22 protein-coding genes and 1 pseudogene are annotated in these 21,053 nt (G+C 62.5%); 19 read left to right on the forward strand and 4 right to left on the reverse strand.

Going from position 1 to position 21,053, the window contains the following annotated elements:
- Positions 1 to 145: 145 nt before the first annotated feature.
- The 18 genes from acpS (at position 146) to K349_RS20140 (ending at position 14,993) form a co-directional block, all read left to right on the forward strand.
- Positions 146 to 511 carry a holo-ACP synthase gene (gene acpS / locus K349_RS0112895; protein WP_029166184.1) on the forward strand — a complete coding sequence of 122 codons (366 nt, stop codon included), beginning with the start codon at positions 146 to 148 and terminating at the stop codon, positions 509 to 511.
- A 222-nt stretch (positions 512 to 733) separates the two neighbouring features.
- Positions 734 to 2,479 (forward strand): bifunctional ADP-dependent NAD(P)H-hydrate dehydratase/NAD(P)H-hydrate epimerase, encoded by a 1,746-nt coding sequence (locus tag K349_RS0112905; protein ID WP_029166185.1) that lies wholly within the window; start codon positions 734 to 736, stop codon positions 2,477 to 2,479.
- Positions 2,421 to 2,681 carry a hypothetical protein gene (locus K349_RS19405; protein WP_029166186.1) on the forward strand — a complete coding sequence of 87 codons (261 nt, stop codon included), beginning with the start codon at positions 2,421 to 2,423 and terminating at the stop codon, positions 2,679 to 2,681. Before K349_RS0112905 ends, K349_RS19405 begins: the two co-directional genes overlap by 59 nt.
- The gene (gene tsaE, locus K349_RS18205) at positions 2,678 to 3,370 is read left to right on the forward strand and encodes a tRNA (adenosine(37)-N6)-threonylcarbamoyltransferase complex ATPase subunit type 1 TsaE (protein WP_029166187.1); all 693 of its coding nucleotides are present in this window, start codon (positions 2,678 to 2,680) and stop codon (positions 3,368 to 3,370) included. Before K349_RS19405 ends, tsaE begins: the two co-directional genes overlap by 4 nt.
- Positions 3,367 to 4,098: a tRNA (adenosine(37)-N6)-threonylcarbamoyltransferase complex dimerization subunit type 1 TsaB gene (gene tsaB, locus K349_RS18210; RefSeq protein ID WP_029166188.1), complete on the forward strand. Its 732-nt coding sequence runs from the start codon at positions 3,367 to 3,369 to the stop codon at positions 4,096 to 4,098. The genes tsaE and tsaB overlap by 4 nt, the downstream gene beginning before the upstream one ends.
- Positions 4,099 to 4,758: 660 nt before the next feature.
- Positions 4,759 to 4,911, forward strand: coding sequence for a helix-turn-helix domain-containing protein (locus tag K349_RS18870; protein WP_084460387.1), 153 nt, complete (start codon positions 4,759 to 4,761; stop codon positions 4,909 to 4,911).
- Positions 4,912 to 5,464: 553 nt separating this feature from the next.
- Positions 5,465 to 5,800: a (2Fe-2S)-binding protein gene (locus tag K349_RS0112940; RefSeq protein ID WP_029166191.1), complete on the forward strand. Its 336-nt coding sequence runs from the start codon at positions 5,465 to 5,467 to the stop codon at positions 5,798 to 5,800.
- A 2-nt stretch (positions 5,801 to 5,802) separates the two neighbouring features.
- The gene (locus tag K349_RS0112945) at positions 5,803 to 6,903 is read left to right on the forward strand and encodes an NAD(P)/FAD-dependent oxidoreductase (RefSeq protein ID WP_029166192.1); all 1,101 of its coding nucleotides are present in this window, start codon (positions 5,803 to 5,805) and stop codon (positions 6,901 to 6,903) included.
- A 4-nt stretch (positions 6,904 to 6,907) separates the two neighbouring features.
- Entirely contained in the window at positions 6,908 to 7,411 is a 504-nt protein-coding gene (locus K349_RS0112950; RefSeq protein ID WP_029166193.1) for a 4Fe-4S dicluster domain-containing protein, read from the forward strand.
- Between the two features lie 3 nt (positions 7,412 to 7,414).
- Positions 7,415 to 7,690 (forward strand): (2Fe-2S)-binding protein, encoded by a 276-nt coding sequence (locus tag K349_RS0112955; protein WP_029166194.1) that lies wholly within the window; start codon positions 7,415 to 7,417, stop codon positions 7,688 to 7,690.
- Positions 7,687 to 8,838, forward strand: a complete 1,152-nt coding sequence (locus K349_RS0112960) for an NAD(P)/FAD-dependent oxidoreductase (protein ID WP_029166195.1) — start codon at positions 7,687 to 7,689, stop codon at positions 8,836 to 8,838. Before K349_RS0112955 ends, K349_RS0112960 begins: the two co-directional genes overlap by 4 nt.
- Positions 8,839 to 9,074: 236 nt before the next feature.
- Positions 9,075 to 9,284 (forward strand): 4Fe-4S dicluster domain-containing protein, encoded by a 210-nt coding sequence (locus tag K349_RS0112965; protein WP_029166196.1) that lies wholly within the window; start codon positions 9,075 to 9,077, stop codon positions 9,282 to 9,284.
- Complete coding sequence (locus K349_RS0112970; RefSeq protein WP_029166197.1) at positions 9,277 to 10,407, forward strand: 2-oxoacid:acceptor oxidoreductase subunit alpha; 1,131 nt, start codon at positions 9,277 to 9,279, stop codon at positions 10,405 to 10,407. Before K349_RS0112965 ends, K349_RS0112970 begins: the two co-directional genes overlap by 8 nt.
- 2 nt (positions 10,408 to 10,409) lie before the next feature.
- The gene (locus tag K349_RS0112975) at positions 10,410 to 11,225 is read left to right on the forward strand and encodes a 2-oxoacid:ferredoxin oxidoreductase subunit beta (protein ID WP_029166198.1); all 816 of its coding nucleotides are present in this window, start codon (positions 10,410 to 10,412) and stop codon (positions 11,223 to 11,225) included.
- A gap of 4 nt (positions 11,226 to 11,229) precedes the next feature.
- On the forward strand, positions 11,230 to 11,778 hold the full coding sequence (locus K349_RS0112980; RefSeq protein ID WP_029166199.1) for a 2-oxoacid:acceptor oxidoreductase family protein: 549 nt from the start codon (positions 11,230 to 11,232) through the stop codon (positions 11,776 to 11,778).
- Positions 11,779 to 11,873: 95 nt separating this feature from the next.
- Positions 11,874 to 13,151: a Glu/Leu/Phe/Val family dehydrogenase gene (locus tag K349_RS0112985; RefSeq protein ID WP_029166200.1), complete on the forward strand. Its 1,278-nt coding sequence runs from the start codon at positions 11,874 to 11,876 to the stop codon at positions 13,149 to 13,151.
- Between the two features lie 190 nt (positions 13,152 to 13,341).
- The gene (gene rlmD / locus K349_RS0112990; protein WP_029166201.1) at positions 13,342 to 14,718 is read left to right on the forward strand and encodes a 23S rRNA (uracil(1939)-C(5))-methyltransferase RlmD; all 1,377 of its coding nucleotides are present in this window, start codon (positions 13,342 to 13,344) and stop codon (positions 14,716 to 14,718) included.
- 104 nt (positions 14,719 to 14,822) lie between these two features.
- A complete protein-coding gene (locus K349_RS20140; protein ID WP_084460388.1) occupies positions 14,823 to 14,993 on the forward strand; it encodes an IS3 family transposase in 171 nt (56 codons plus the stop codon).
- A gap of 92 nt (positions 14,994 to 15,085) precedes the next feature.
- Here K349_RS20140 and K349_RS0112995 read toward each other — a convergent pair whose 3' ends face one another.
- The 4 genes and pseudogenes from K349_RS0112995 to K349_RS0113020 all read right to left on the reverse strand — a co-directional run bounded on the left by K349_RS0112995 (position 15,086) and on the right by K349_RS0113020 (position 19,242).
- Complete coding sequence (locus tag K349_RS0112995; RefSeq protein WP_029166202.1) at positions 15,086 to 15,838, reverse strand: SDR family oxidoreductase; 753 nt, start codon at positions 15,836 to 15,838, stop codon at positions 15,086 to 15,088.
- A 341-nt stretch (positions 15,839 to 16,179) separates the two neighbouring features.
- The gene (locus K349_RS0113000; RefSeq protein WP_029166203.1) at positions 16,180 to 17,382 is read right to left on the reverse strand and encodes an MFS transporter; all 1,203 of its coding nucleotides are present in this window, start codon (positions 17,380 to 17,382) and stop codon (positions 16,180 to 16,182) included.
- Positions 17,383 to 18,146: 764 nt separating this feature from the next.
- Positions 18,147 to 18,347 (reverse strand): annotated as a pseudogene (locus K349_RS19760) (hypothetical protein); the annotation flags it as partial.
- Between the two features lie 298 nt (positions 18,348 to 18,645).
- On the reverse strand, positions 18,646 to 19,242 hold the full coding sequence (locus K349_RS0113020; protein ID WP_029166205.1) for a DUF1847 domain-containing protein: 597 nt from the start codon (positions 19,240 to 19,242) through the stop codon (positions 18,646 to 18,648).
- A 336-nt stretch (positions 19,243 to 19,578) separates the two neighbouring features.
- Here K349_RS0113020 and K349_RS0113025 point away from each other — a divergent pair, with 336 nt between their 5' ends.
- The gene (locus tag K349_RS0113025; protein WP_157367395.1) at positions 19,579 to 20,895 is read left to right on the forward strand and encodes a C45 family autoproteolytic acyltransferase/hydrolase; all 1,317 of its coding nucleotides are present in this window, start codon (positions 19,579 to 19,581) and stop codon (positions 20,893 to 20,895) included.
- The last annotated feature ends 158 nt before the right edge of the window (positions 20,896 to 21,053 follow it).

A 21,053-nucleotide genomic window follows, 5' to 3' on the forward strand; every position in this document is an offset into this window, starting at 1 on the left:
CCGAAGTCGTGTTCGATATGGTTTGCTTTGCGTGTCTTTCGGCTGCGATTCAGCCTCCTCCGGTTTCTCTTCGGAACAGAAGAAGACGGCGGGACGGAGGCAGTCGGCCGTCCGGCGGAAGAGGGGCGGAAGGGGTAGCAATGCGATGATCAGAGGAATCGGAGTGGACCTGTGCGGCGTGTCGCGCCTGCGTCGCTCCATGGAGAATCCGCGGTTTCTTGAGAAGGTCTTCTCGGAGGAGGAGATCCGCTATGCCATGGAGCGCAGCGACCCCGCGAAACACCTCGCCGCGGCCTTCGCGGCGAAGGAGTCCTTCGCCAAGGCCGGAGGATGGGGCCTTGCCGCGACGGGGCTCCGCAACGTGCGTCTCCGGCGGACCGACACCGGCCCCGTGCTCCTGCTCACCCCTCCTGCGCAGGATCTGCTCGCCCGCATCGGCGCCGACAGGTGCTGGGTGAGCGTCAGCCACGACGGAGACTACGCGGTGGCCATGGTGGTGTTGGAAGGATAGAAGGAGAACAAGGGGGAGGAGTGTCGGTGCGGCTTTCCGTCCCGGGATCGGCCCCACAGCCCGACTTTTGAGCGGCATTGGCGCGGAATTTTCACACCAGAGTGCTTGGTTCACCCCTACGTTGGCGTTCTCGTGGTGTTTTTCGCCCCGGTGGCGGTGTTCTCCACATTGGTTTGTTTCCGTGGCGTCACCAGGTTCTTTGCGAGAGAGGAGCGGATGTCCATGATGCCTCTGTTTTCCTCCCGGGCCATCCGGGAGGCGGATCTCCGGGCCTCGGAGGAGTACGGCCTTGCCGGAATGGTGCTCATGGAGAATGCCGGAGCCGGGGCGTACCGGTTTCTCCGGGAGCGCTTTCCCAGGGCGCGGCGCCTGGTGGTCCTCGCCGGGGCGGGAAACAACGGCGGGGACGGTTTTGTCCTCGCACGTCACGCCCTTCTGGATGGCCTTTCCTGCCGGGTCTTCCTCGTCGCGGACCCTGAAAACTACCGGGGAGACGCACGGAGCAACCTCGATGCGCTTCGCCTGCTCGGGGGGGATCTCCGCTGCGCCGCAGCCTGTTCGGACGCGCATCTCCTGGAGGAGCTGTCCCGGGCGGACGTGCTCGTGGACGCTCTTCTCGGAACGGGAAGCACCGGCGCTCCCCGGGGACAGGCGGCCCGGCTCGTCGCTCTCGCCGGGACCAGTGCCGTCCCGGTCTTCGCCCTCGACCTACCCAGCGGCATTGATGCTGACACGGGAGCGGCCCACGAACCCCACGTCTCCGCCGTGGCGACTGCCACCTTTCTCGCCCCCAAGCGGGGGCTCTTCATCTTTCCCGGAGCGGATGCCGCGGGAGAGGTGCGGGTGATTCCCATCGGCGTTCCCCCGGCGGCGGTGCTGCCCCGGGGGACCGACGCGGTCCTCTTCGACGCAGAGGATGTGCGACGGTTCTTTCCCTTTCGTCGGAGGGACACCCACAAGGGGAGGCAGGGGACGGTGCTCGTTCTGGGCGGTTCGGCGAACTATTCCGGCGCGCCCCTGCTCGCCGCTTTGGGAGCACTGCGCTCCGGGTCGGGACTCGTTGTCCTCGTCGTACCCGAGGCCATCGCGGACCGCTGCGCCGCGGCCCTTCCCGAGGCGGTGCTCGAACCGGTTCCGGGAACGCGGCACGGCCCGGGGACCTTTGCGGTGCTGGAGAACTGGAAATCCCGGGCGGAGGTGCTCCTGGCCGGCCCCGGGCTCGGAAGAGATCCCGAAACCCTGGCTTGCGTGCGGAAGCTCTGGCGCACCTGGACCACCCCGGTGGTGTTCGACGCGGACGCCCTCTTCGCCCTGGCGGATCCCTCCGGAGGCATTCCTTTTCGGGCTGACGCCGTCGTGACCCCCCACGAGGGAGAGTGCGCCCGTCTACTCGGCCTTCGGAGCACCGACGTGGCCGCCGCCCGCCTCGATGCGGTCCGTCGTCTCGGAGAAGCCCTGGGGTGTGCGGTGCTCAAGGGGCCACACACGCTAGTCCATTTGCCGGATATACCGAATATCCTCGGCGTTCCGGGCATGTCCGATCTTCCAGCGGCCTCCGAAACGCGGGAGACGCCGACGCCCGGCACATCGGACGTGCCGCCGATGCCGGAAATCTCCGCCGCGGCGGGTGCGCGGAGAGCGAACACGCTCCAGGTGCCCGGTGCGCCGGGAACGACCCTCGTCATCGCTGCGGGCTCGCCTGGCCTTGCTGTTCCAGGCTCTGGGGACGTGCTTGGGGGCGTTCTCGCGGGGCTGCTGGCCCGGGGGCTTGCGCCGGGAGACGCTGCGGGAGTGGCCTGCTGGCTTCACGGCGCCGCGGGGGAGCGCCTGGCGGCGGAACGGGGCGAGGAAGGGCTTCTCGCCTCGGAGATCGCGGAGGCTCTTCCCGGTGTCATTGAGGAGGTACGCCATGGAAAGACTGGAAAAAGAGCGACAAAAGAAGCGGAAACACCGTGTAGACTGGGATGAGGAGGAGCGCCTCACTGAACGGAGCCGGATTCGGGGGCTCAAGTGGCATCTCGTGACCTTTTCCGCGGTGCTCCTCTTCCTTCTCATGATAAAGATACAGCACCGCGAATGGCCCCTCGGACCGTCGTTCCTTGTTCTCGGGGGACTCGCCTCGGGGACGCTTCTCATGATTTTGCTGGCTGGGAGGAAAAACAAAAAGTGACGCGAAACATCATGCCCCAAGGCGCGCAACTATCCCGGGAGGGCCTCTGCTCCGGGGGGGGCGTTTCGTCCTACTCTGGAGACACCTCCTCCGTTGATTCCTTTCTTTTTGTCGCCGCATCTCCCGAGGAGACGGCGCGTCTCGCCCGGGCCTGCGCCGCCCGGAGCTTTCCGGGGCTCGTCATTCTCCTCGAGGGCGACCTCGGCGCGGGGAAAACCCAGTTCGTGCGCTTCTTCGCGGAGCACTTCGGCAGGCGCGGCGTGCGAAGTCCCTCCTTCACCTTGGTGAACGAATACAAAGGAGACCCCCTCCTCGTGCACGCCGATCTCTACCGCATTTCCTCCGGCGATCCGGTCCTCCGCGACCTGGAGGAGGCGCTTCGGGCCGGGGCCATTCTTCTGGTGGAATGGGCGGACCGCTGGACGGACGTTGCCGGAGAGGAGCAGTGGCGCCTCGTCTTTGCCTTCGACGAGGGCGAAGAGGGAGGGGGAGGAACCAAGTCTTTTCCCGCGCGGCGGCGCATCCACTGTACAGCTCTGGGAGAGCGGGCCCGGCGGAGCCTCGGAGCGGTAAAAGAGGACATGGACCTTTCCGGCACGAACGGCCCGGGTGCGACCCTCTTCGGCACGAACGCCGGAACGAACAACGCGGGTGGAGCACGGCCCGGAGAAGGAGGCGAAACGCCATGAGCCTGGTTCTGGGCATCGACTGCTGCACAAGGTGGACGAGCGTCGGTTGCTGTGAAGACGGAGCCCCTCTGGGGGACATCTCTCTCGATCTGGGGCGGCGCCAATCCGCCCTGTTGCCCTTTCTCGTGGAACAGCTCCTCCGGAATGTGGAGGCTACCCTCTCCGACGTGGATCTTATCGCCGTGACCACCGGACCTGGGGCTTTTACGGGTGCGCGCGTGGGCGTCGCTTACGCATCGGCCCTCGCGGAGGGGCTGGGTGTTCGGATCGCCCCCATGTCCACCCTGAAGGTCCTGGCCATGGCGTTCCCCGTGCCGGAGTTCCTCGTGGTACCCTACCTGCGGGCCCGGAAGGGGCAGTACTACCTCGCCGCCTACCGTTTCGCCGCCGTTTCTCCGGGCGACGCCGCGTTGCCGAATGCCGTCGTACCTCCGGGTGCGCCGGGCGCACCGAACGTTCCGGCTCTTCCGGCGGAGTCGGTGCTGGAGCCCACGGTCCTCGCCGAAGAGGAGGTCGCCCGCTTCCTGGCGGAGCACGCTTGCCGAAAGATGCTCGTCGGTGTAGGAATGGAGCACCTCGCCGCCGCCCTGGGGCCGGAGATCTCCCTGCTGTCCGCAACGGTCCTTCCGGGCAGCACCGTGGCCCTTCTCGGCGAGTTTTCCGGAGAGAAGTCCCTCGCACCACAGGAGGTCCGCCTGGACTATCTCCGGGGTGCGGACATCGGCTGAGGACATGCGGGCATCTCCGGAGCCTGCTTCGATCGATCCTGTTTCTCTTCCGCAAGGGATTTCCGGCAATGGGAACATCGAAAGGGGTGCCATCGGGCAGCGATGTTCCCCATGGTTGGACGCGGAGTCCTCGTTTTTTCAGGTAACGTCGGGCGGCATCGTTTCTCTTCAGCGAGAATTTCCGGTGCATGCAATGGGAACACCGGAAGGGGTGCCATCGGGCATCGATATTCTCTTTTCGCAAGGATTTTTGAGAATCGTCGTTTCTTTCGCAAGAATTTTCGCCGCCTTCTCCGGAACTCCGGAAGGGCTTTCCGGAAATCCTGCACAGTGCAGTGCCGGAGGGGTTTCAAAGAACCTCCCAATGTAATTGGGAGATTTTCGCGGTCCCTCCGGATAACTTTCCCTGTTCCGCCGGAATTTTTCGGGATTTTCGCAGGTTCTTCACGGGGCTTTCCCGACTCTGCGGAAAGTTCCGCCGCCGCCCGCAGTATTGGCGGCATTGTCGCGACATCTTCGCCATTTTGGGGAGTGGATTTACACTTCAAACGCAACAAGGGCTAAGGAACAGTCCCCCAAGAAAAAAACAGGGAGGCCCATGGCAAGCCCTTCGCTAAGATGGAGTCACCATAACAGCCAACTAGCGGGGAGGAACCGGCCATGAGCCACCACCATCTTGCCAGAGACGAGCGCGAGATCATCGTCATCGGCCTGCGAATCGGAGTATCCCAGCAGGAGATCGCTTTCCGGATCGGGCGTTCCAGGAGCACCATCCGCCGGGAGATTCCGCGCTCCAGCGCCGCATTGTCGTGAGGATTTTCATAAGGAAGCTCTGAAGAAAGACCTTTCGCTTTCCTTTGACTCGGGTCGCGTCAGGCTCTGCGAGGCGCCCTGTGGGGCTGGCGTAGCCCTATTCAGAGATTCCATAAGTTTTCCACAGCACCTTAGCACCTTCCCGATCTTGCGGGAATTTTCGCGGTTCTCAAGAAAACTTCTCCAGTGCCTCTGCGACTCCTCTCCGGTTGCGGTACGGTTCCGCGGAGAATTTTCGTGAGATGTCCCCGCTTTTGCAAGTATGTTTGCGAAACATCTCGCTTTCGTGGTGATTTCCGGAGCTCCCCTCTCCGACGGAGCCGAAAGGGGAGAAAAGGAAGGAAAATGGATCTGGCATATCTCTGATATATACGGTATACTTTACTCTGTACATCAGATTGAATTCAGCAGTGGGTGTCCCTGTGGATTCGGAAAGGTTTTTTGCGACTGTTCTGAATTTGGTCCCATTCCAAGGAGGTGACCGGAGAGTTTCGAGAACGCGGTCATTGTGGGGAAGATATCATATACTTTTTGGGGAGGGGTGGCAATGGCAATGCGACTCATCCAGGAACATCCCATACTCGATTTCGAGCATGGGAAGAAGAAGAAAGTGCGTTTCACCTTCGACGGCAGCGAGATGGAAGGCTTCGAAGGAGAACCCATCGCCATGGCGCTTCACGCCGGAGGCGTGCGGATCTACCGTGAGACGCCGGAGATGAAGCGTCCCCGGGGATTCTTCTGCGCCATCGGCAAATGCTCGTCCTGCTTCATGGTCGTGGACGGAGTTCCGAACGTGCGGACCTGCATCATCCCCCTTCGCGAGGGCATGAGCGTCGAAACCCAGCGCGGCCGCGGCGAAGTGCGCAGCGAAGAGGAAAGGAGGGTTTGAGCGTGCGGACCACGGAAATCCTCGTCATCGGAGGCGGCCCCGCCGGCCTCTCCGCCGCCATCGAAGCCGCCACCCTCGGAGCGCAGGTCACCGTCGTCGACAGCGACTTGAAGCTCGGAGGCCAGCTCATCAAACAGACCCATAAATTCTTCGGTTCCAAGGACGAATACGCCGGAACCCGCGGGTACAAGATCGCCGACATCCTCTTCGACGACCTCAGGAAAAACGCCGACCGCATCGAAATCCTCTCCGACTGCACCGCCACCGGCTACTACCCCGAGGACGGCATCGTCACCTGCATGATCGGAGAAGAGAAATACTTCCGGATACGGCCCAAGAAAATCGTCGTCGCCACCGGAGCCCAGGAACGGCTCATCCCCTTCCCCGGCAACGACCTTCCCGGCGTCTACGGAGCCGGAGCCGTCCAGACCCTCATGAACGTCTACGGCGTCACCCCCGGCGACCGCGTCCTCATGGTCGGAGCCGGCAACATCGGCCTCATCGTCAGTTACCAGCTCCTTCAGGCCGGAGTCCAGGTGTGCGGCGTCGTCGAATTCATGCCCAAAGTCGGCGGATACTGGGTCCACGCCGCCAAGATCCGCCGTCTCGGCGTGCCCATCTACCTCCAGCACACCATCGTCGAAGCCCTCGGTGAACGCACCGTCACCGGCGCCATCATCGAGAACCTCGCCCCCGACTGCACCCCCGGCGGCAAACGCACCACCATCGACTGCGACATCATCTGCATGGCCGTCGGGCTCGCCCCCACCTGCGAACTCCTGTGGCAGGCCGGATGCGCCATGAAATTCATTCCCCAGCTCTGCGGACACGTCGCCCTTCGCGACCCCTCCATGCGGACCAGCCATCCCGACATCTGGATAGCCGGAGACGCCGCAGGAATCGAAGAAGCCTCCTCCGCCATGGTCGAAGGCCGCATCGCCGGACTCGGCGCAGCCGGAGCCTGCGGACACGGCACCCCCGAAGAACGCAAAGAGCGGTTTGCCCACTACAGCGAACGCCTTGCCGACCTCCGCGCCGGAGAAGTCGGCGAAAAGATCCGCATCGGCGTCAGCGCCGCCGGCGTCCAGAAATGGGAGGAATAGCCCCATGACCGACAACGAGAAGACCTTCAACAGCGGCATCCTCACCGGAGAGCGCCCCGGCGCCGTCCTTCCCCCCAAAGAGCTTTGGGAGACCAAGAAGAACGGCCTCGTCCTCATCGAGTGCCCCCAGCGCATCCCGTGCAACCCCTGCGCCACCAGCTGCCCCACCGGCGCAGTCATCCCCTTCGAGGACATCAACGACACCCCCCGGATCGACTACAGCAAATGCACCGGCTGCGCCCTGTGCGTCGCCAAGTGCCCCGGCCTCGCCTGCTTCGTCGCGGACCTTACCTGGGGAGAGAAGGAAGCCCTGTTGAAACTCCCCTACGAAATGCTTCCCGTCCCCGAGAAAGGGCAGACCGTCGCGTGTCTGAACCGCCAGGGCGACGAAGTGCACCGCACCCAGGTCGTGAACGTCACCCAGCCGTGGAAGGACAGGACCTACGTCGTCTCCGTGGCCGTACCGAGAGAACTCGTCTCGGAAGTCCGGGCCGTGAAGGTGGTGTGAGACATGGAGAAGGAAGTCATCGTCTGCCGTTGCGAGGAAGTGACCATGGAAGAGATCCGGGAATGGATCGGCAAGGGATACGATACCTTCGACGAACTGAAGCGCGTTCTCCGTGTGGGGATGGGTCCGTGCCAGGGCCGGGGTTGCCGTGAGATCATCCTCCGGGAGATCGCCAAGATCACCGGAACCCCCTACGCGGAGATTCCTCCCGGAACCATCCGTCCCCCGGCAAAACCCGTCAAGCTCGCTCTGCTGGCGGAAGGAGGCGACGAGCGATGAGCTGGAAAACACACGCGGATGCGGTCATCGTCGGCGGGGGCATCCAGGGGTGCGCCATCGCCTACAATCTCGCCAAGATGGGCATGAAGAACGTGGTGGTTCTGGAGATGAACACCGTCTCCTCCGGTTCCACCGGACGGTGCGGCGCAGGCATCCGTGCCCAGTGGGGCACGGAGATGAACTGCCGCCTCGGAGGCGCCGCCCTCGACCTCTTCGAACAGCTCAGTGACGAGCTGGGCATGGATATCGGGCTCAACCAGTGCGGTTATCTCATGGTTGCCTACAAGGAGAGCGAGTACGAGCGGCTCAGGCAGAGCATGGTCCTGCAGAACAGCCTGGGCATCAAGACCCGGACGGTCACCAAGGAAGAGGCCTACGAAATCTGCCCCGCCCTGTGGGCCGAGGACGCGGTGGGTTTCACCTTCCACCAGCGCGACGGACACGCGGACCCCTTCCTCACTACCTTCGCCTACCAGGAGGCGGCGAAACGCCTCGGCGTGGTCTTCCACAAGTTCACCAAGTGCACGGGCATCACCGTCGCAAACGGCAGGGTGACCCAGGTTGCCACCACAAAGGGAACCATCGACACCCCCGTCGTGGTCGATGCCGCGGGACCTTACTCCCAGCACATCTCCAAGATGGTGGGCATCGAGATCCCCAACTTCTCCGAGCGCCACGAGATCCTCATCACCGAGCCGGTGGAGTTCGGCGTCTGCCCGCCCATGCTGATGAGCTTCTCCGGAAACTATTATATCCAGCAGCGCCCCCACGGTTCCATCATCGGCGGGTGCAGCCCCGAGGGGCATCCCGAGGACTACGAGAACAAAGCTACCTGGAACTTCCTGGAGCATATGTCGAAGACCTTCACGAAACTGCTTCCCCGGACGAAGGGCATCCGGGTGGTGCGGCAATGGTCCGGCATGTACAACATGACTCCGGACAAGCAGCCCATTCTCGGCCAGGCCGACGAGGTGAAGGGCTTCTACTATTCCTGCGGTTTCTCCGGCCACGGGTTCATGTTCGGTCCTATCACGGGCCAGCTTCTCGCCGAGGACATCCTCACCGGCAAGACGTCGATTCCCATCGACATGCTGCACTATCGCCGCTTCGCGAAGGGAGAACTGATCCTGGAGCCCGCGGTGGTGTAGGGAGAAATCCTGCGGAGGGAAAAGCCCGCGAGGGGGGAAGCGTATCCCCCCTCGCTTTTTTGGAGTTCGCGTGTCGCCTGGAACCTGAAAAAACGATGGAAAATTTCGAATATGACTGTACAATTATTGCGAATATGGTTCATTCGCGAACTTTGTGCTTGAAACCTTGTGCGCAAGGTGTCATAATGCCGGTGGTGCATCTTGGCTGAGTCTCTAAAGGGAGGATGGTGCATTTCGTGAGCAAGCAGTTCGACGTACTCATCAACAAAGGATGGTGCAAGGGATGCGGACTCTGCATCGCCGTCTGTCCGAAGAACGTTCTCGAACTCGACGACCGTGTGAAGTGCGAGCCGGTGAGAATGGACGACTGCATCGGATGCAGACAGTGTGAGAATATCTGTCCGGATCTTGCCATTACGGTGAAGGAGCGTGAACAGGATGCCTAAGATCGCATTTTGGCAGGGGAACATGGGCATCGCCATGGGAGCCATCGCTGCGGGATGCAGATTCTTCGGCGGCTATCCCATTACGCCCTCGACGGAAATCGCGGAGGTGATGGCGGAGGAACTGCCCCGCCTCGGCGGTAAGTTCATCCAAATGGAAGACGAGATCGCCGGCATCGCCGCGGCCATCGGTGCCTCCATCGCGGGCGTCAAGTCCATGACTGCCACCTCTGGTCCCGGCTTCTCCCTGAAGCAGGAAAACCTGGGCCTGGCCTACATGGCGGAGATCCCCCTCGTGGTGGTGGACGTCATGCGCGGCGGTCCCTCCACGGGACTTCCCACGAAAATATCCCAGCAGGACGTCATGCAGGCCCGCTGGGGCTCCCACGGCGACCACGGCACTATCGCCTACGCACCGTCCTCCGTGCAGGAGTGCTACGAAATCACCGTCGAGGCGTTCAACATGGCGGAACGCTTCCGGCAGCCCGTGCTCATCATGAACGACGAAGTGCTTGGCCACATGCGCGAAAAAGTCATCGTTCCCGAGGAAGACACCCTTGTGCTCGTGGACCGCAAGCGCCCCACGGTTTCCCCCGATGAATTCGTGCCCTACCGGGCGGACGAACAGGACGACATCCCCCCCATGGCAGGCATGGGAGACGGGTACCGCTGGCATGTGACGGGTCTCACCCACAACGATTGGGGATTTCCCACGAACAACGCCGCGGAAATAGAGAAGAAGATGCTGCGCCTCATGCGGAAGATCGACCGCTTCCGGGACGACATCGTCAAGTACGATACGGAGTCCGTGAAGGATGCGGACGTGCTGGTGCTCTCCTACGGCAGCGTGGCCCGCACCGCCCTGAGCGCCGTGCGCATGGCCCGAAAGAAGGGAATCAAGGTCGGGCACTTCCGGCCCGTCACGCTCTGGCCCTTCCCGGACAAGGAGCTGGAGGCCATCGCCTCCCGCGTCAAGACCATCCTCGTTCCCGAGCTCAACTGCGGCCAGATGGTCCTTGAAGTCGAGCGGGTCGTCGGCAAGGAACGGGTCGTCCGCCAGAACCTGGTGAACGGAGAGCTTTTCAAACCCGTGGAGATTCTCTCCAAGATTGAGGAGGTGGCCTGATCATGCCTCGGGAAGAAGTCATGAAATGGCTTCGGGCGCGCTTTTTCCCCCATATCTGGTGTCCCGGATGCGGACACGGAATTGTCATGCACGCCCTGCTCCGCTCTCTCGTCGCGCTCGACAAGAAGCCCGAGGAGACGGTCATCGCGTCGGGAATCGGCTGCTCCAGCCGTATGCCCGGCTACATCAACGCCTGCACGGTGCACACCACCCACGGCCGCTCCCTCGGGTTCGCCACGGGGATCAAGCTCGCCAAGCCCGAACTGACCGTCATTGACGTCATGGGAGACGGGGACTGCACCGCCATCGGCGGCAACCACTTTATCCACGCCTGCCGCAGAAACATCGGCATCACCGCCATCGTCATGAACAACAACATTTACGGTATGACGGGCGGGCAGGCCTCGCCCACGACGCCTCCGGGAGCCAGGGCGACCACCGCTCCCTACGGCGCCATCGATCCCCCCTTCGACATCTGCAACCTTGCCGCGGGAGCCGGGGCCACCTACGTCGCCCGGGCCACCATCGCCCAGCCAGCTCTGTGCGAGCAGTACATCAAGAAGGGAATCCAGCACAAGGGCTTCTCCGTGATCGAGATCGTCACTCACTGCCACACTCAGTTCGGACGGAAGAACAAGCGGAGTACCCCCGTGGACAACCTGAACTTCTTCAAGCAGGCGAGTGTCGCCAAGGCCAAGGCGGACCAAATGTCCCCGGAAGAGCTGGTGGGCAAGATCATCACCGGCGAGTTCGTCAACAAGGACATTCCCGAATACACAGAGCAGTACGATAAACTCATCGCCAAGGTGAGGGGGTAGCGACATGAGCGAGCGTTACGAAATCCGCGTGGCCGGTTCGGGGGGGCAGGGGGTTATCCTCGCGGCGGTCATTCTCGGCGAGGCGGCGGTTCTTCACGAGGGAATCAACGCCGTGCAGAGCCAGGCCTATGGTCCCGAAGCGCGTGGGGGCTCCTCGAAATCGGAAGTGGTGGTTTCCCGGGGCGAAATCGATTATCCTAAGGCCATGGCGCCGAACCTCCAGGTGGCGCTCACCCAGAAGGCCTGCGATGAGTATGTGAAGGACACGGCGCCTGGTGGTATCGTTATCCTGGACGACTTCTTCGTCACCGATCTTCCCTCGGTGGATGCGGAGATTCTGCATCTCCCCATCGTGCGCACCGCCCGGGAGAAACTCGGCAAGGAGATCGTGGTCAATATGGTTGCCCTTGGTGCTGCGGCCAAGGTTCTGGAGAAGAAGGGGCTTTACAACCCCGAGTCGATCCGGAGTGCCATTCTCGCCCGGGTTCCCAAGGGAACGGAGGAGCTGAACTCCAAAGCCTTTGAGGCTGGGTACGAGCTGGTACGCATGTGAGAAACTCCGTGTCTCGGAACAGGGGGCACGGTTTTGCGTTGTGGGTGCGGTATGGAGAGAAAGGAACCAACGAGACAAGCAAGGAGGGGTACCTCATGGCGATCCAGAAACGGACGTCAACGAATGTGTTGCTCGATACGGCTCTTCGGAACTTCTACGCTGCCGCGGAGGAAATGCGGCTGGACGAGGGACTTGTGGAGATCCTGAGCCATTCCGAGCGCAGAACGTGTGTTTCCATCCCCGTCGAGATGGACGACGGCTCCGTGAAAGTTTTCGACGGCTACAGAGTGCAGCATTCCACGGCTCTCGGTCCCTCGAAGGGCGGCATTCGGTTCCATCCTGACGTGTGTCTCGACGAGTGCGAGGCCCTCGCCATGATGATGACCTGGAAGTGTTCCCTCGCGGGGATTCCCTACGGCGGCGGCAAGGGCGGTGTGTCCTTCAACCCTCTGGACTACTCCCAGAAGGAGCGGGAGCGGCTCACGAGAACCTTCGCCGCGCGGATCGAGCCCGTGGTCGGCACCTGGACCGACGTGCCTGCGCCGGACGTGAACACCGGCGGTCCCGAGATGATCTGGTTCATGGACACCATCAGCAAAATGCGGAACCAGCTCGAGCCCGCCATCTTCACCGGCAAGCCCATCTCCCTCTGGGGATCCAAGGGCAGAACCGCCGCGACGGGCCTCGGCGTCGCCACCTGCGCCATGGAGGTCCTCAAGGTCTCCGGCAAGCCCGTCGAGGGTGCCACCGTGGCCATCCAGGGCTTCGGTAACGTCGGTACCTACGCGGCTCTCACCATGGTGAAGGCCGGCGCGAAGGTCGTGGCCATCAGCGACATTACCGGCGCCTACTACTGCCCCGCAGGTCTGGACATCCAGAAGTGCTTCGACTTCGTCAGCTCCCACCCCAAGAAGCTCCTCGAAGGGTACCAGCAGGAGGGCATGCAGAAGCTCGCCGGTGAGGACCTGCTCTTCCTCCCCGTGGACGTCCTGCTCCCCTGCGCGCTCGAGGGCGCCATCAACGGCAAGAACGCCGACAAGGTGCAGGCCAAGTTCATCATCGAGGGAGCCAACGGCCCCGTCACTCCCGAGGGCGACGAGATCCTCGACAAGAAGGGCACCCTCGTCGTGCCTGACTTCCTCGCCAACAGCGGCGGTGTCATCGGCTCGTATTTCGAGTGGTGCCAAAACCTGGGCGGCTTCTTCTGGTCCGAGGAAGAGTACAACGACCGCCTTCTCCGGATCATGCGGGACAACTTCCACCGCGTCTGGGACTACAGCACGGCGAACGGCGTCAAAATGCGCAGGGCCGCCTTCATGGTCGCCATCAAGCGGGTCGCCGACGCAGTGCGCATGAGAGGGGTTTTCCTCTAGGATCCACCTTTTTTCCGCAGCATGCGGAACTTTCGGGACTTCGGGGTTTCGCGGCGGCGCTCCCTGCGGGGGCGTGTCGCCGGAGCGTGTGCGGACCGGTGGATGTGCGCGAAAGAACATCAAGAAAAGGGGCGGTGGGCGACCACCGCCCCTCGGATCTTTTGTGCCGGGATGTACGGGGAGGAAGCGCATGCGGGAACTTTCCAGGGGATCGGCGCTCACGGCACTGCGCGTTGAGGACATGAACAGCCGCGGCGAGGGCATCGCCCGTCTCGACGGCGGCTTCGTGCTGTTTCTTCCCGGGGCGCTTCCCGGGGAGACCGTCCATGTCCGGATCGCGGAGGTGAAAAAACAGTACGCCGTCGGAGACGTGACCGGCCTCGACGAGGCGCACCCCTCCCGGGTGACGCCCTGCTGCCCCTGGTTTGCGCGCTGTGGGGGATGCCAGTTGCAGCACGCCTCGGAGCCGCTCCAGCTCGAACTCAAGCGGAACCTTGCCCTCCAGGCGATGCGCCGCATCGGCCACCTCGCCTCCGAGGAGGACGTTCCGGAATGCCGCAAAAGCCCCCTTGCCCTGCACTACCGGAACAAGGCCGCCTTTCCCGTCGTCCGGGGGAGGGGAGCCCTCCGTACCGGCTTCTACCGCCGTGGCTCCCACGAGGTGGTCCCCGTGGACCGATGCCCCGTCCTCGACGAGACCCTGGAGGCCCTCTACGGAACCCTCCGGGACCTTCTGCCGCAAGCCCCCTTCGATGGTTACGACGAAAAGACCCACCGGGGTCACCTGCGCCATCTCGTGCTGCGCCGGGGCACCCGGTCGGGATGCCTCGCCGCGATCCTCGTGTGCCGCACCCGTCCCGATGCGCGGCAGGAGGCGTGGATCCGCCGGGTTCTCACTCCCGCCCTTCGGGAGCTGGACGAAGAGGCCCGGGTGGCGGTGCACGTCAACGACCGGCGAGGGAACGTCATCTGGGGCGGCGACACCCTTTCCTACGCGGGGGGCGAGCGCTTCATCGAGGGCCTCGGCGACCGCCTCTTCTCCTTCGACCTCACCTCCTTCTCCCAGGTGAACACCCTCCAGGCAGAACAACTCTACGCCCACGTGGCCGAAGAAGTGCAGGCCCTGGAGGGACGGCGAATCCTGGAGCTGTACGCCGGAGCGGGGACCCTGACGGCCTTTCTCGCCGACCGGGCCGAGACCGTGACCGCCGTGGAGGAGTGGACGCGCTCCGTGGAGAACGGCCGGGAAAACATGCGCGCCCTCGGACTGGACAACGTCCTTTTTACGGCGGCCGACGCCGGGGCCTTCCTGCGGGACGCCCTTCCCGGCGGCTTCGACACCGTCGTGCTGGATCCGCCCCGGGGCGGCTGCGACGAAGAGGTCGTCCGGAACCTGCTCCGCCTTGCCCCCCGGAATCTCGTCTACGTCTCCTGCAAGCCCGCCACACTCTTCCGGGACCTGGCCCTCCTCACCCAGGGAGGCTTTCGCTTCCTGCGGCTCCGCCTCTTCGACATGTTCCCCCAGACCGCCCACGTGGAGTGCGTCGCCACCCTCCGGCGCCCCTAGCACCACGAAAGCGTTGGGGAAGCTCTGAAGAAAGACCTTTCGCTTTCCCTTGACTCGGGTCGCATCAGGCTCTGCGAGGCGCTCTGCGGGGCTGACGTAGCCTTATTCAGAGATTCCTTAAGGTCGAATCCATCCACGGCAACCGACTCCAGACGTGCGAAACCATGCTCCGGACGGTCTTCGAGTACATTGTCGTTAATTACAATTGCATTCGTTGTCACAGTTCCAACGGGAACGCGAGCCCCGAATTCTTCGGGGCGACGTTTGCCGCTTAGTCCGGGGCCACGGTTGGTGGACAAAATCACTTCCCCGAAGTAGCCTGCCCCGGTGTGCACGGCCGTTTCGGGAAACGTGTTTCGGAATGTTCTCAGCGGTAGATCATCTTTCTGGTCATGCCGCCATCGACGAGAAATTCCTGTCCCGTCACGAAGCCGCTCCGGGAGGAGGCGAGAAAAAGCACGAGGGCCGCCACGTCCTCGGGGCGTCCCACTCGTCCTGCGGGATGCTGCAGATGGTCCTCCGGAGTGAGGATCGGTTCCTCCCTTAGAGAGGGTTTTTTCCAATCTCGCACCTCGATCCAGCCAGGGCTGACGGCGTTCACGCGCACTTCCGGCCCCAGGCTCACGGCTAGAGCGTGGGTCAGCGCCACGAGTCCTCCCTTCGAGGCGGCGTAGGACTCCGTGTGCGGCTCTGACATGTGGGCTCTCGTGGAGGCGATGTTCACGATGCTTCCCCGGTTCGCCCGGAGCGAAGGGGCGCACTCCCTGGCGCAGAGAAAGGCCCCGGTGAGGTTTGTGGCGAGCACGAGGTTCCATTCCTGGAGCGAGAGTTGTTCCAGCGGTTTCTCGCACATGATCCCCGCGTTGTTCACCAGCACGTCGATGCGGCCGAACCGTTCCAGGCAGGAAGCGACCATGGTCCGCACGGAATTCTCATCGCACAGGTCGGTCTCCAGAAAGACTGTTTCTCCCCGGGGGGCCAGCTCTTCCTGGGCGGTGCTTCCCGCCTCCACGTCCTTTTCGGCAATGACCACTCCCATGCCCGCTTCGGCGAACATTTGGGCGATGCATCGGCCGATTCCCTGGCCTCCTCCCGTGACGACGACGACTTTTCCCTTCATCGTGGTTCCCTCCTTTGTTCTCGCTCAATGCTCAATGCCCAATGCGAATACTCTTGCCGGATTTCGGCGCGGTGTGACAAGTGCGCTCGTGCCTTTCCTGCCATGGTCTGCGTCGCTTTCTACACGATCGGATTACGACGAGTCGAGGACACGCCTCAAACTCCTCCGAAAAAGTCCTCAAGCTGACGTCTTTCTTTCGGGCACGCCTTGGACGAATACCCTGCGGCTGCAGGTGTTTTTTCAAGGGAGCCTGTGCGCGGAGGAGGCCGCAGGGCATTCGTCTGGAGCGTTCTTGTTCTCTATAACGCGTTGTCTGTCTCTTTGCCGGTCGTTTTGCCTGCCTATTCCGCCTGTTCCGTCTCCGCTGCTCCCGCGAACACGTGCTCGTCCGGAAGTGATCTTCCCGAGAGAAGGAGCACCAGAGCGGCCAGGGCGAGAAGGAGCGCGAAGGTTTCGAAGGCTCCGGTTTCCTGTCCGTACTGTACGGCCTTTCCGAAGAGCAGGGGGCCGAGGAAATAGCCGGCTCCCCAGAAGAAGAAGTAGGTTCCGGCGATGCCGCCCCGGATCTCCTCGGGAACGGTTTCGTTGACGAAGGCCAGGGAAGCCAGGTAGAAGATGCCCAGTCCCGTTCCTGAGGCGCCGAGCGCGCACAAGGCGGCGGCGTCGCCGAGGAAGGGAAAACCACCGATTCCCGCAGCGGCGAGAAGACAGCCGCCGATCATGAAGCGCCGGGTGCCGAACCGGTCGCAGAGAGGACCGCTCACGAGCTGGGTAAGGCTGATGGTGGCATAAAAGAGCGTGAAATACACGCCCATTCCCTCCGGGGAGAACCCCCGGACGGCGATGAAATCTCCGGGAATGTGGGTGATGAAGAGGCCGTATCCGGCCCCGTAGAGGGCGATGCCCGCCAGCGCGGGAGCGACGCTTCGGGACGCGACGATCCTGCGGAGCACCGCGAGGCTCGGTTTCGGCGTTTTCGCAGTCTGCTGCCCCCGGCCCGTGTTGCGGATCGTGACGAGCACGAGCAGTGCTCCCAGGCCGCTCAGCAGCGCGAAGACCAGGAAGAGGGAGTCCTCTCCGGCGGCCCTGCTCAGAAGAAGCCCCGCGAAGGGCCCTGCGGTGAGTCCAAGGTGAATGGCCGCGTTGTAGAGTCCCACGACCTTTCCCCGCATGTCGGGAAAGAGGGCGGCGAACAGCGCCGGCCCCAGTGCCCAGATGGGCACTTCTCCCGCTCCCTGGAGAAGGCGTCCCGCGAAGAGGAAGGACAGGGACGTGCCGCTCCAATAGAGCAGTCCCGCACCGGCGCAGAGGAGGTATCCTCCGGCGAGAAAGGGCTTGAAGCCCAACCGGTCGGCGAGCATGCCCACGGGAACCTGGAGTGCCACATAGGAAACGGCGAAGGCGGAGGCGAGATAACCCACGGCATGGGTGGATCCGGCGGCGATCATGGTTTTTCCGGGAAGAACGGACATGATCATGCCCACGCCGAGCATGAGCAGCAGTGCGGAGACGATGAGCCCCACGAGTGATGTGATGCGGGACACGACGATCAACTCCTCGTTTCGACGATAAAAAGCATTTTGAAGTACCGCATCGGAACAGCGGTACCCGTCGAACCCGTAGGGGCGACCGGCTTGCCTCAAAAGACGAACGGAAAGAGAAGCGGTGACGGGACAATCAGGGACACACCACCAATAGTTCCCGCAGTGAATCTTCGGGGGAACTGCGCCGCAGAAAACACTGCGGCCCTTCTTCTTCCTTCGGAGAGACGAGAAATGATCCGAGGGTCAGACGAGACTGTTCCGGCGGTACTTCGCCCGTGTCGCAGTCATGCCCTTCGGAGGTGGGGGAGAGGGAAGAAACGGTGTTCGTCTCATGAAATGTCCCTCCTTTCCGTGTTTTGTCGAGGGGAGATAGCGGTGGTTCGGCGTTCTTTCGGGGAAAATTTTCGCGGGAAGGTGTGGTCTCCTTCCGGATTCCCTCCCGTACCGTCCCCCATCATCTGTCTTCCACGATCCTTTCCCGCAGAGGCAAGCGGGAAAAATCGTTCGTTTCCGTTTCGGAGCGCCTTCGCAGAGAAGCCTTTTTGCACACACAGATGTTTGCATTGCGGCATCGTGCAGCGCGTTTGCGCAACGAGACGGGAAAAAGCATTCCTGACGCAAGTTTTACAGGAAAGCACCTAGGTCGTCAAGGGCGATACGGGGTGTGTGTGACGGAACAGGGCAAATACTATCTACCATTCTTCGTGGATGAGGAGGGGAGCGGTGTTTTTCCGGGCCTGGAGGCACGATGTTTTCGTTGTGTGTCACGTCTGCGCAAGAAGGTTTTCATGGTGTTCGGCGGTCGCCTGCGACGATGAGCCGCACTTGTCCAGGAATGCCTTTTTGTGTCCGATCAACAGTCCCATGTTGCGGTAGCGGCTGGACCCCAGCCACGCCTCGTTGGTTTCGGCGCACAGTGCCCGTAGCAGACGCTGGCATGGGTCGGTGTTCGGGAAGGTACGGACGGCAGGGTGTTTTTTTGCGTCTGAAGGGAGCGAAAAAAAGCGACGGTTCCGGACAGAGGATGAAAAGGAGAAAATGGCGGCGGAAGAGGCGATTCGTCTGGGACGGGGAAGAAGCGGTTCTTCCGCCTAAGGAATCTCTGAATAAGGCTACGTCAGCCCCGCAGGGCGCCTCGCAGAGCCTGATGCGACCCGAGTCAAGGGAAAGCGAAAGGTCTTTATTCAGGGCTTTCCTAAAAGTGACGTTTCGGGAATCGGCTCTTGCTCTCCTGTCTCCCGGAAACCGAAACAGAGCGCTGGATCAGGAGAAATCCGCCTCGGTACGCTCCCGGGGTTTTTTGCCCAGGTGCTTCCGCAGATAGGGACAGTAGATCGCGGCGAGGGGATTGTGTCCGAGCTTGCGGTCCTTGACGGCAAGGGTCGTCACGGGGCGGGTCCAGTTCTTGTGGAAGAGCATGTCGTGACCGACGCAGAGTCCGAGGAGCACTGCAAGCTCGCAGTCCGCCTCGGCGAGGACCTTTGCCTGCTGGGCTGGATTGCACGAGGCCTCGCCGAGCCAGGGCGCCCCCACGACGCCCAGTTCCTTTTTGCTGACGCCTCCCACCTTGCAACACACCGAGTGAAGGGTGAACTCCCGGGCGAAAATCTCTCCCACCACGGCGGCTTCTTCGGCCAGTCCCACGCAGAAGGCGAGGCCGATGCGGGAAACGCCCATGCGACGGGAGAACTCGAGAATCTCGTCCAGGCGGCAGAGCATGCCGTAGTATTTCGCCTCCACCTCGGCGCCCACGGCGAGAATACGCGCCGATTCCGGGTCCAGGTAGAGGGAGCGGCTTTCCTTGGGAACGCAGGGGTTCCCTTCGGCACAGGGTTTTTCCTTGCACAGATCACAACGCATGAGAGAGTCCTCCTTCTTGCTTTCCGGCGTATTGCCATTGTGCCGAATGTCGGTTGTTCAGGGTCGAAGCGTGCACTGGAAGAAACGCGGGGATCTGTTCACGGGTGCTCGAATTCGCCGAGTGCGGCTGGTTCGGATTTTTCTCGTTGTTTTTTCCCCGACTCTTCCAACTATACTACGGTATAATGACCTTCGATAGTGGTTCCCGTAACTGACTCGGCGAAACACTTCTCCGGCGCGCCAAGCACCTTCTGTCTGCGGAGGTGCGTCGGCGCTCTGCGGAAGCAGCGGTGTGCCCCGGAAAGTCGAAGGGAAAATCAAGGAGGGAGTGGAACTGTGAAAACGTCATCGAAAATGTGGTTTCTTGGGCTCTTTTGCGGCCTGTCTCTATTTCTCCTCGGCGGGTGCGGCGGAGGCGGCGGGGGCGGAAGCGCTCCGCATCCGGCGGACAGGGCGGTGTCGGTGACCAACAAGGGGAACTACTATGAGATCGTGCTGAACTACAACGAGGGTTTTTCTCCCTTCGAGGTGGGGCAGGAGTACGGAAGAAAGGTGCTCGTCACTGTGCCTGGGTACGAATCGGCCCTTGACTCCTACCTCGCCGAATTGGCGGAGAAGACGGACTTCCTCTACCAGCTCTTCCTCTCCCGTGCCGAGGAGATCCGAAAGAACCTGGATGCCACCTACCTGGAGGAACTGGAGGGCTTCGCGGACAACCTCATCACGGAGAACAAGCTCGGCGACGGCCGTCTTTCCGTGGACGAGTTCTTCCTCCTCAATCTCGTTCCCGACGTGGCTCGGGCCACGGCCTGCAACGTCCTCGCCGTGTGGGGAAACCGCTCTGTCACGGGAAAGACCCAGCTCGTCCGCAGCCTGGAATGGTTTTCCGGAAGCCAGGAACAGCTCTCCCGGGTGAACGCCGTGACCGTCGTGAAGAACGGTACCCGCTCCTACGCCATGGTGGGGTACGTGGGAATGCTCGGCATGCTCACGGGCTTCAACAGCCGGGGAGTCTTCGCGGCTGTCCTCGATTCCCAGACGGGAAGCGAGTACAGCTACACGGGATGCCGCTCCTACACCTTCGATCTGCGGCGCGCCGTGGAGAACGCCGCAGCGCTCGGCGACGTAGCGGACGACATGAGAAATCCCCAGAGAAGCTACACGGTGAACCACCTGATCTTTCTCGCGGACGGACGGGAGGCGCGGGTGCTGGAGAACAACTTCCGGGGCCCTGGTACGAACGTCTCCAGACGGGTGCGCACCGTCGGCTCCGAGACGAACCCGGGTTTCAATCCTGGCATCGCCTGGGGAATCGACGAGTCCATCGCGGCGGTCAACTCCTTCATTCTCCTGGGAAACACGGACAACCACACGCCTTTTCCCACGAACGCCATGCGTTGGAGCTCTATGGCGACGCAGCTCCGCCTCGCGGGGGAACTGGTGACGGGGACGGAGCTGAAGGCCGTCGCATCCTATTCGAGCACGGGCAAGCCGGGCAATCGGGACCAGGGAGACCTGTATTCCACCCATACCGCGCAGCTCCTCTATTTCTGTCCGGAGACGCTTGAGCTGGAGGCGTTCTTCCGGAAACCCTCCGTTGCCGCTCCGTTGCCGGACAAACCGACCTTCCAGGCCGTGCCCGTCAAGTTCTGACCTTGTCTCGAAAGGGACGTGGAATATTCGGGCTGGTCCGGCACCGTCGTTCCGTGAACTCGGGAAAAAATCCGCCAGGATCCTCCGAATCGCGTGCAGGATGGTGTGCACAGAGGTTCTTCCGAGGCAAAGGGGGTCACTGTGAACGCAACGAAGCG

Origin of the sequence: Aminiphilus circumscriptus DSM 16581, from assembly GCF_000526375.1 — a bacterium.
In the GTDB taxonomy this organism is placed as follows: Bacteria; Synergistota; Synergistia; order Synergistales; family Aminiphilaceae; genus Aminiphilus; species Aminiphilus circumscriptus.

What these genes read in the sequence shown, in the direction of transcription:
- K349_RS0112940 (WP_029166191.1), top strand. Translation starts at nt 5,465, where the DNA reads ATGCGACTCATCCAGGAACATCCCATACTCGATTTCGAGCATGGGAAG.
- K349_RS0112970 (WP_029166197.1), top strand. Translation starts at nt 9,277, where the DNA reads ATGCCTAAGATCGCATTTTGGCAGGGGAACATGGGCATCGCCATGGGA.
- K349_RS0112960 (WP_029166195.1), top strand. Translation starts at nt 7,687, where the DNA reads ATGAGCTGGAAAACACACGCGGATGCGGTCATCGTCGGCGGGGGCATC.
- K349_RS0112950 (WP_029166193.1), top strand. Translation starts at nt 6,908, where the DNA reads ATGACCGACAACGAGAAGACCTTCAACAGCGGCATCCTCACCGGAGAG.
- acpS (WP_029166184.1), top strand. Translation starts at nt 146, where the DNA reads ATGATCAGAGGAATCGGAGTGGACCTGTGCGGCGTGTCGCGCCTGCGT.
- K349_RS0112905 (WP_029166185.1), top strand. Translation starts at nt 734, where the DNA reads ATGATGCCTCTGTTTTCCTCCCGGGCCATCCGGGAGGCGGATCTCCGG.
- K349_RS0112975 (WP_029166198.1), top strand. Translation starts at nt 10,410, where the DNA reads ATGCCTCGGGAAGAAGTCATGAAATGGCTTCGGGCGCGCTTTTTCCCC.
- K349_RS0112985 (WP_029166200.1), top strand. Translation starts at nt 11,874, where the DNA reads ATGGCGATCCAGAAACGGACGTCAACGAATGTGTTGCTCGATACGGCT.
- rlmD (WP_029166201.1), top strand. Translation starts at nt 13,342, where the DNA reads ATGCGGGAACTTTCCAGGGGATCGGCGCTCACGGCACTGCGCGTTGAG.
- K349_RS19405 (WP_029166186.1), top strand. Translation starts at nt 2,421, where the DNA reads ATGGAAAGACTGGAAAAAGAGCGACAAAAGAAGCGGAAACACCGTGTA.
- K349_RS0113020 (WP_029166205.1), bottom strand. Translation starts at nt 19,242, where the DNA reads ATGCGTTGTGATCTGTGCAAGGAAAAACCCTGTGCCGAAGGGAACCCC.
- K349_RS18870 (WP_084460387.1), top strand. Translation starts at nt 4,759, where the DNA reads ATGAGCCACCACCATCTTGCCAGAGACGAGCGCGAGATCATCGTCATC.
- K349_RS0112955 (WP_029166194.1), top strand. Translation starts at nt 7,415, where the DNA reads ATGGAGAAGGAAGTCATCGTCTGCCGTTGCGAGGAAGTGACCATGGAA.
- K349_RS0112980 (WP_029166199.1), top strand. Translation starts at nt 11,230, where the DNA reads ATGAGCGAGCGTTACGAAATCCGCGTGGCCGGTTCGGGGGGGCAGGGG.
- tsaB (WP_029166188.1), top strand. Translation starts at nt 3,367, where the DNA reads ATGAGCCTGGTTCTGGGCATCGACTGCTGCACAAGGTGGACGAGCGTC.
- K349_RS0112995 (WP_029166202.1), bottom strand. Translation starts at nt 15,838, where the DNA reads ATGAAGGGAAAAGTCGTCGTCGTCACGGGAGGAGGCCAGGGAATCGGC.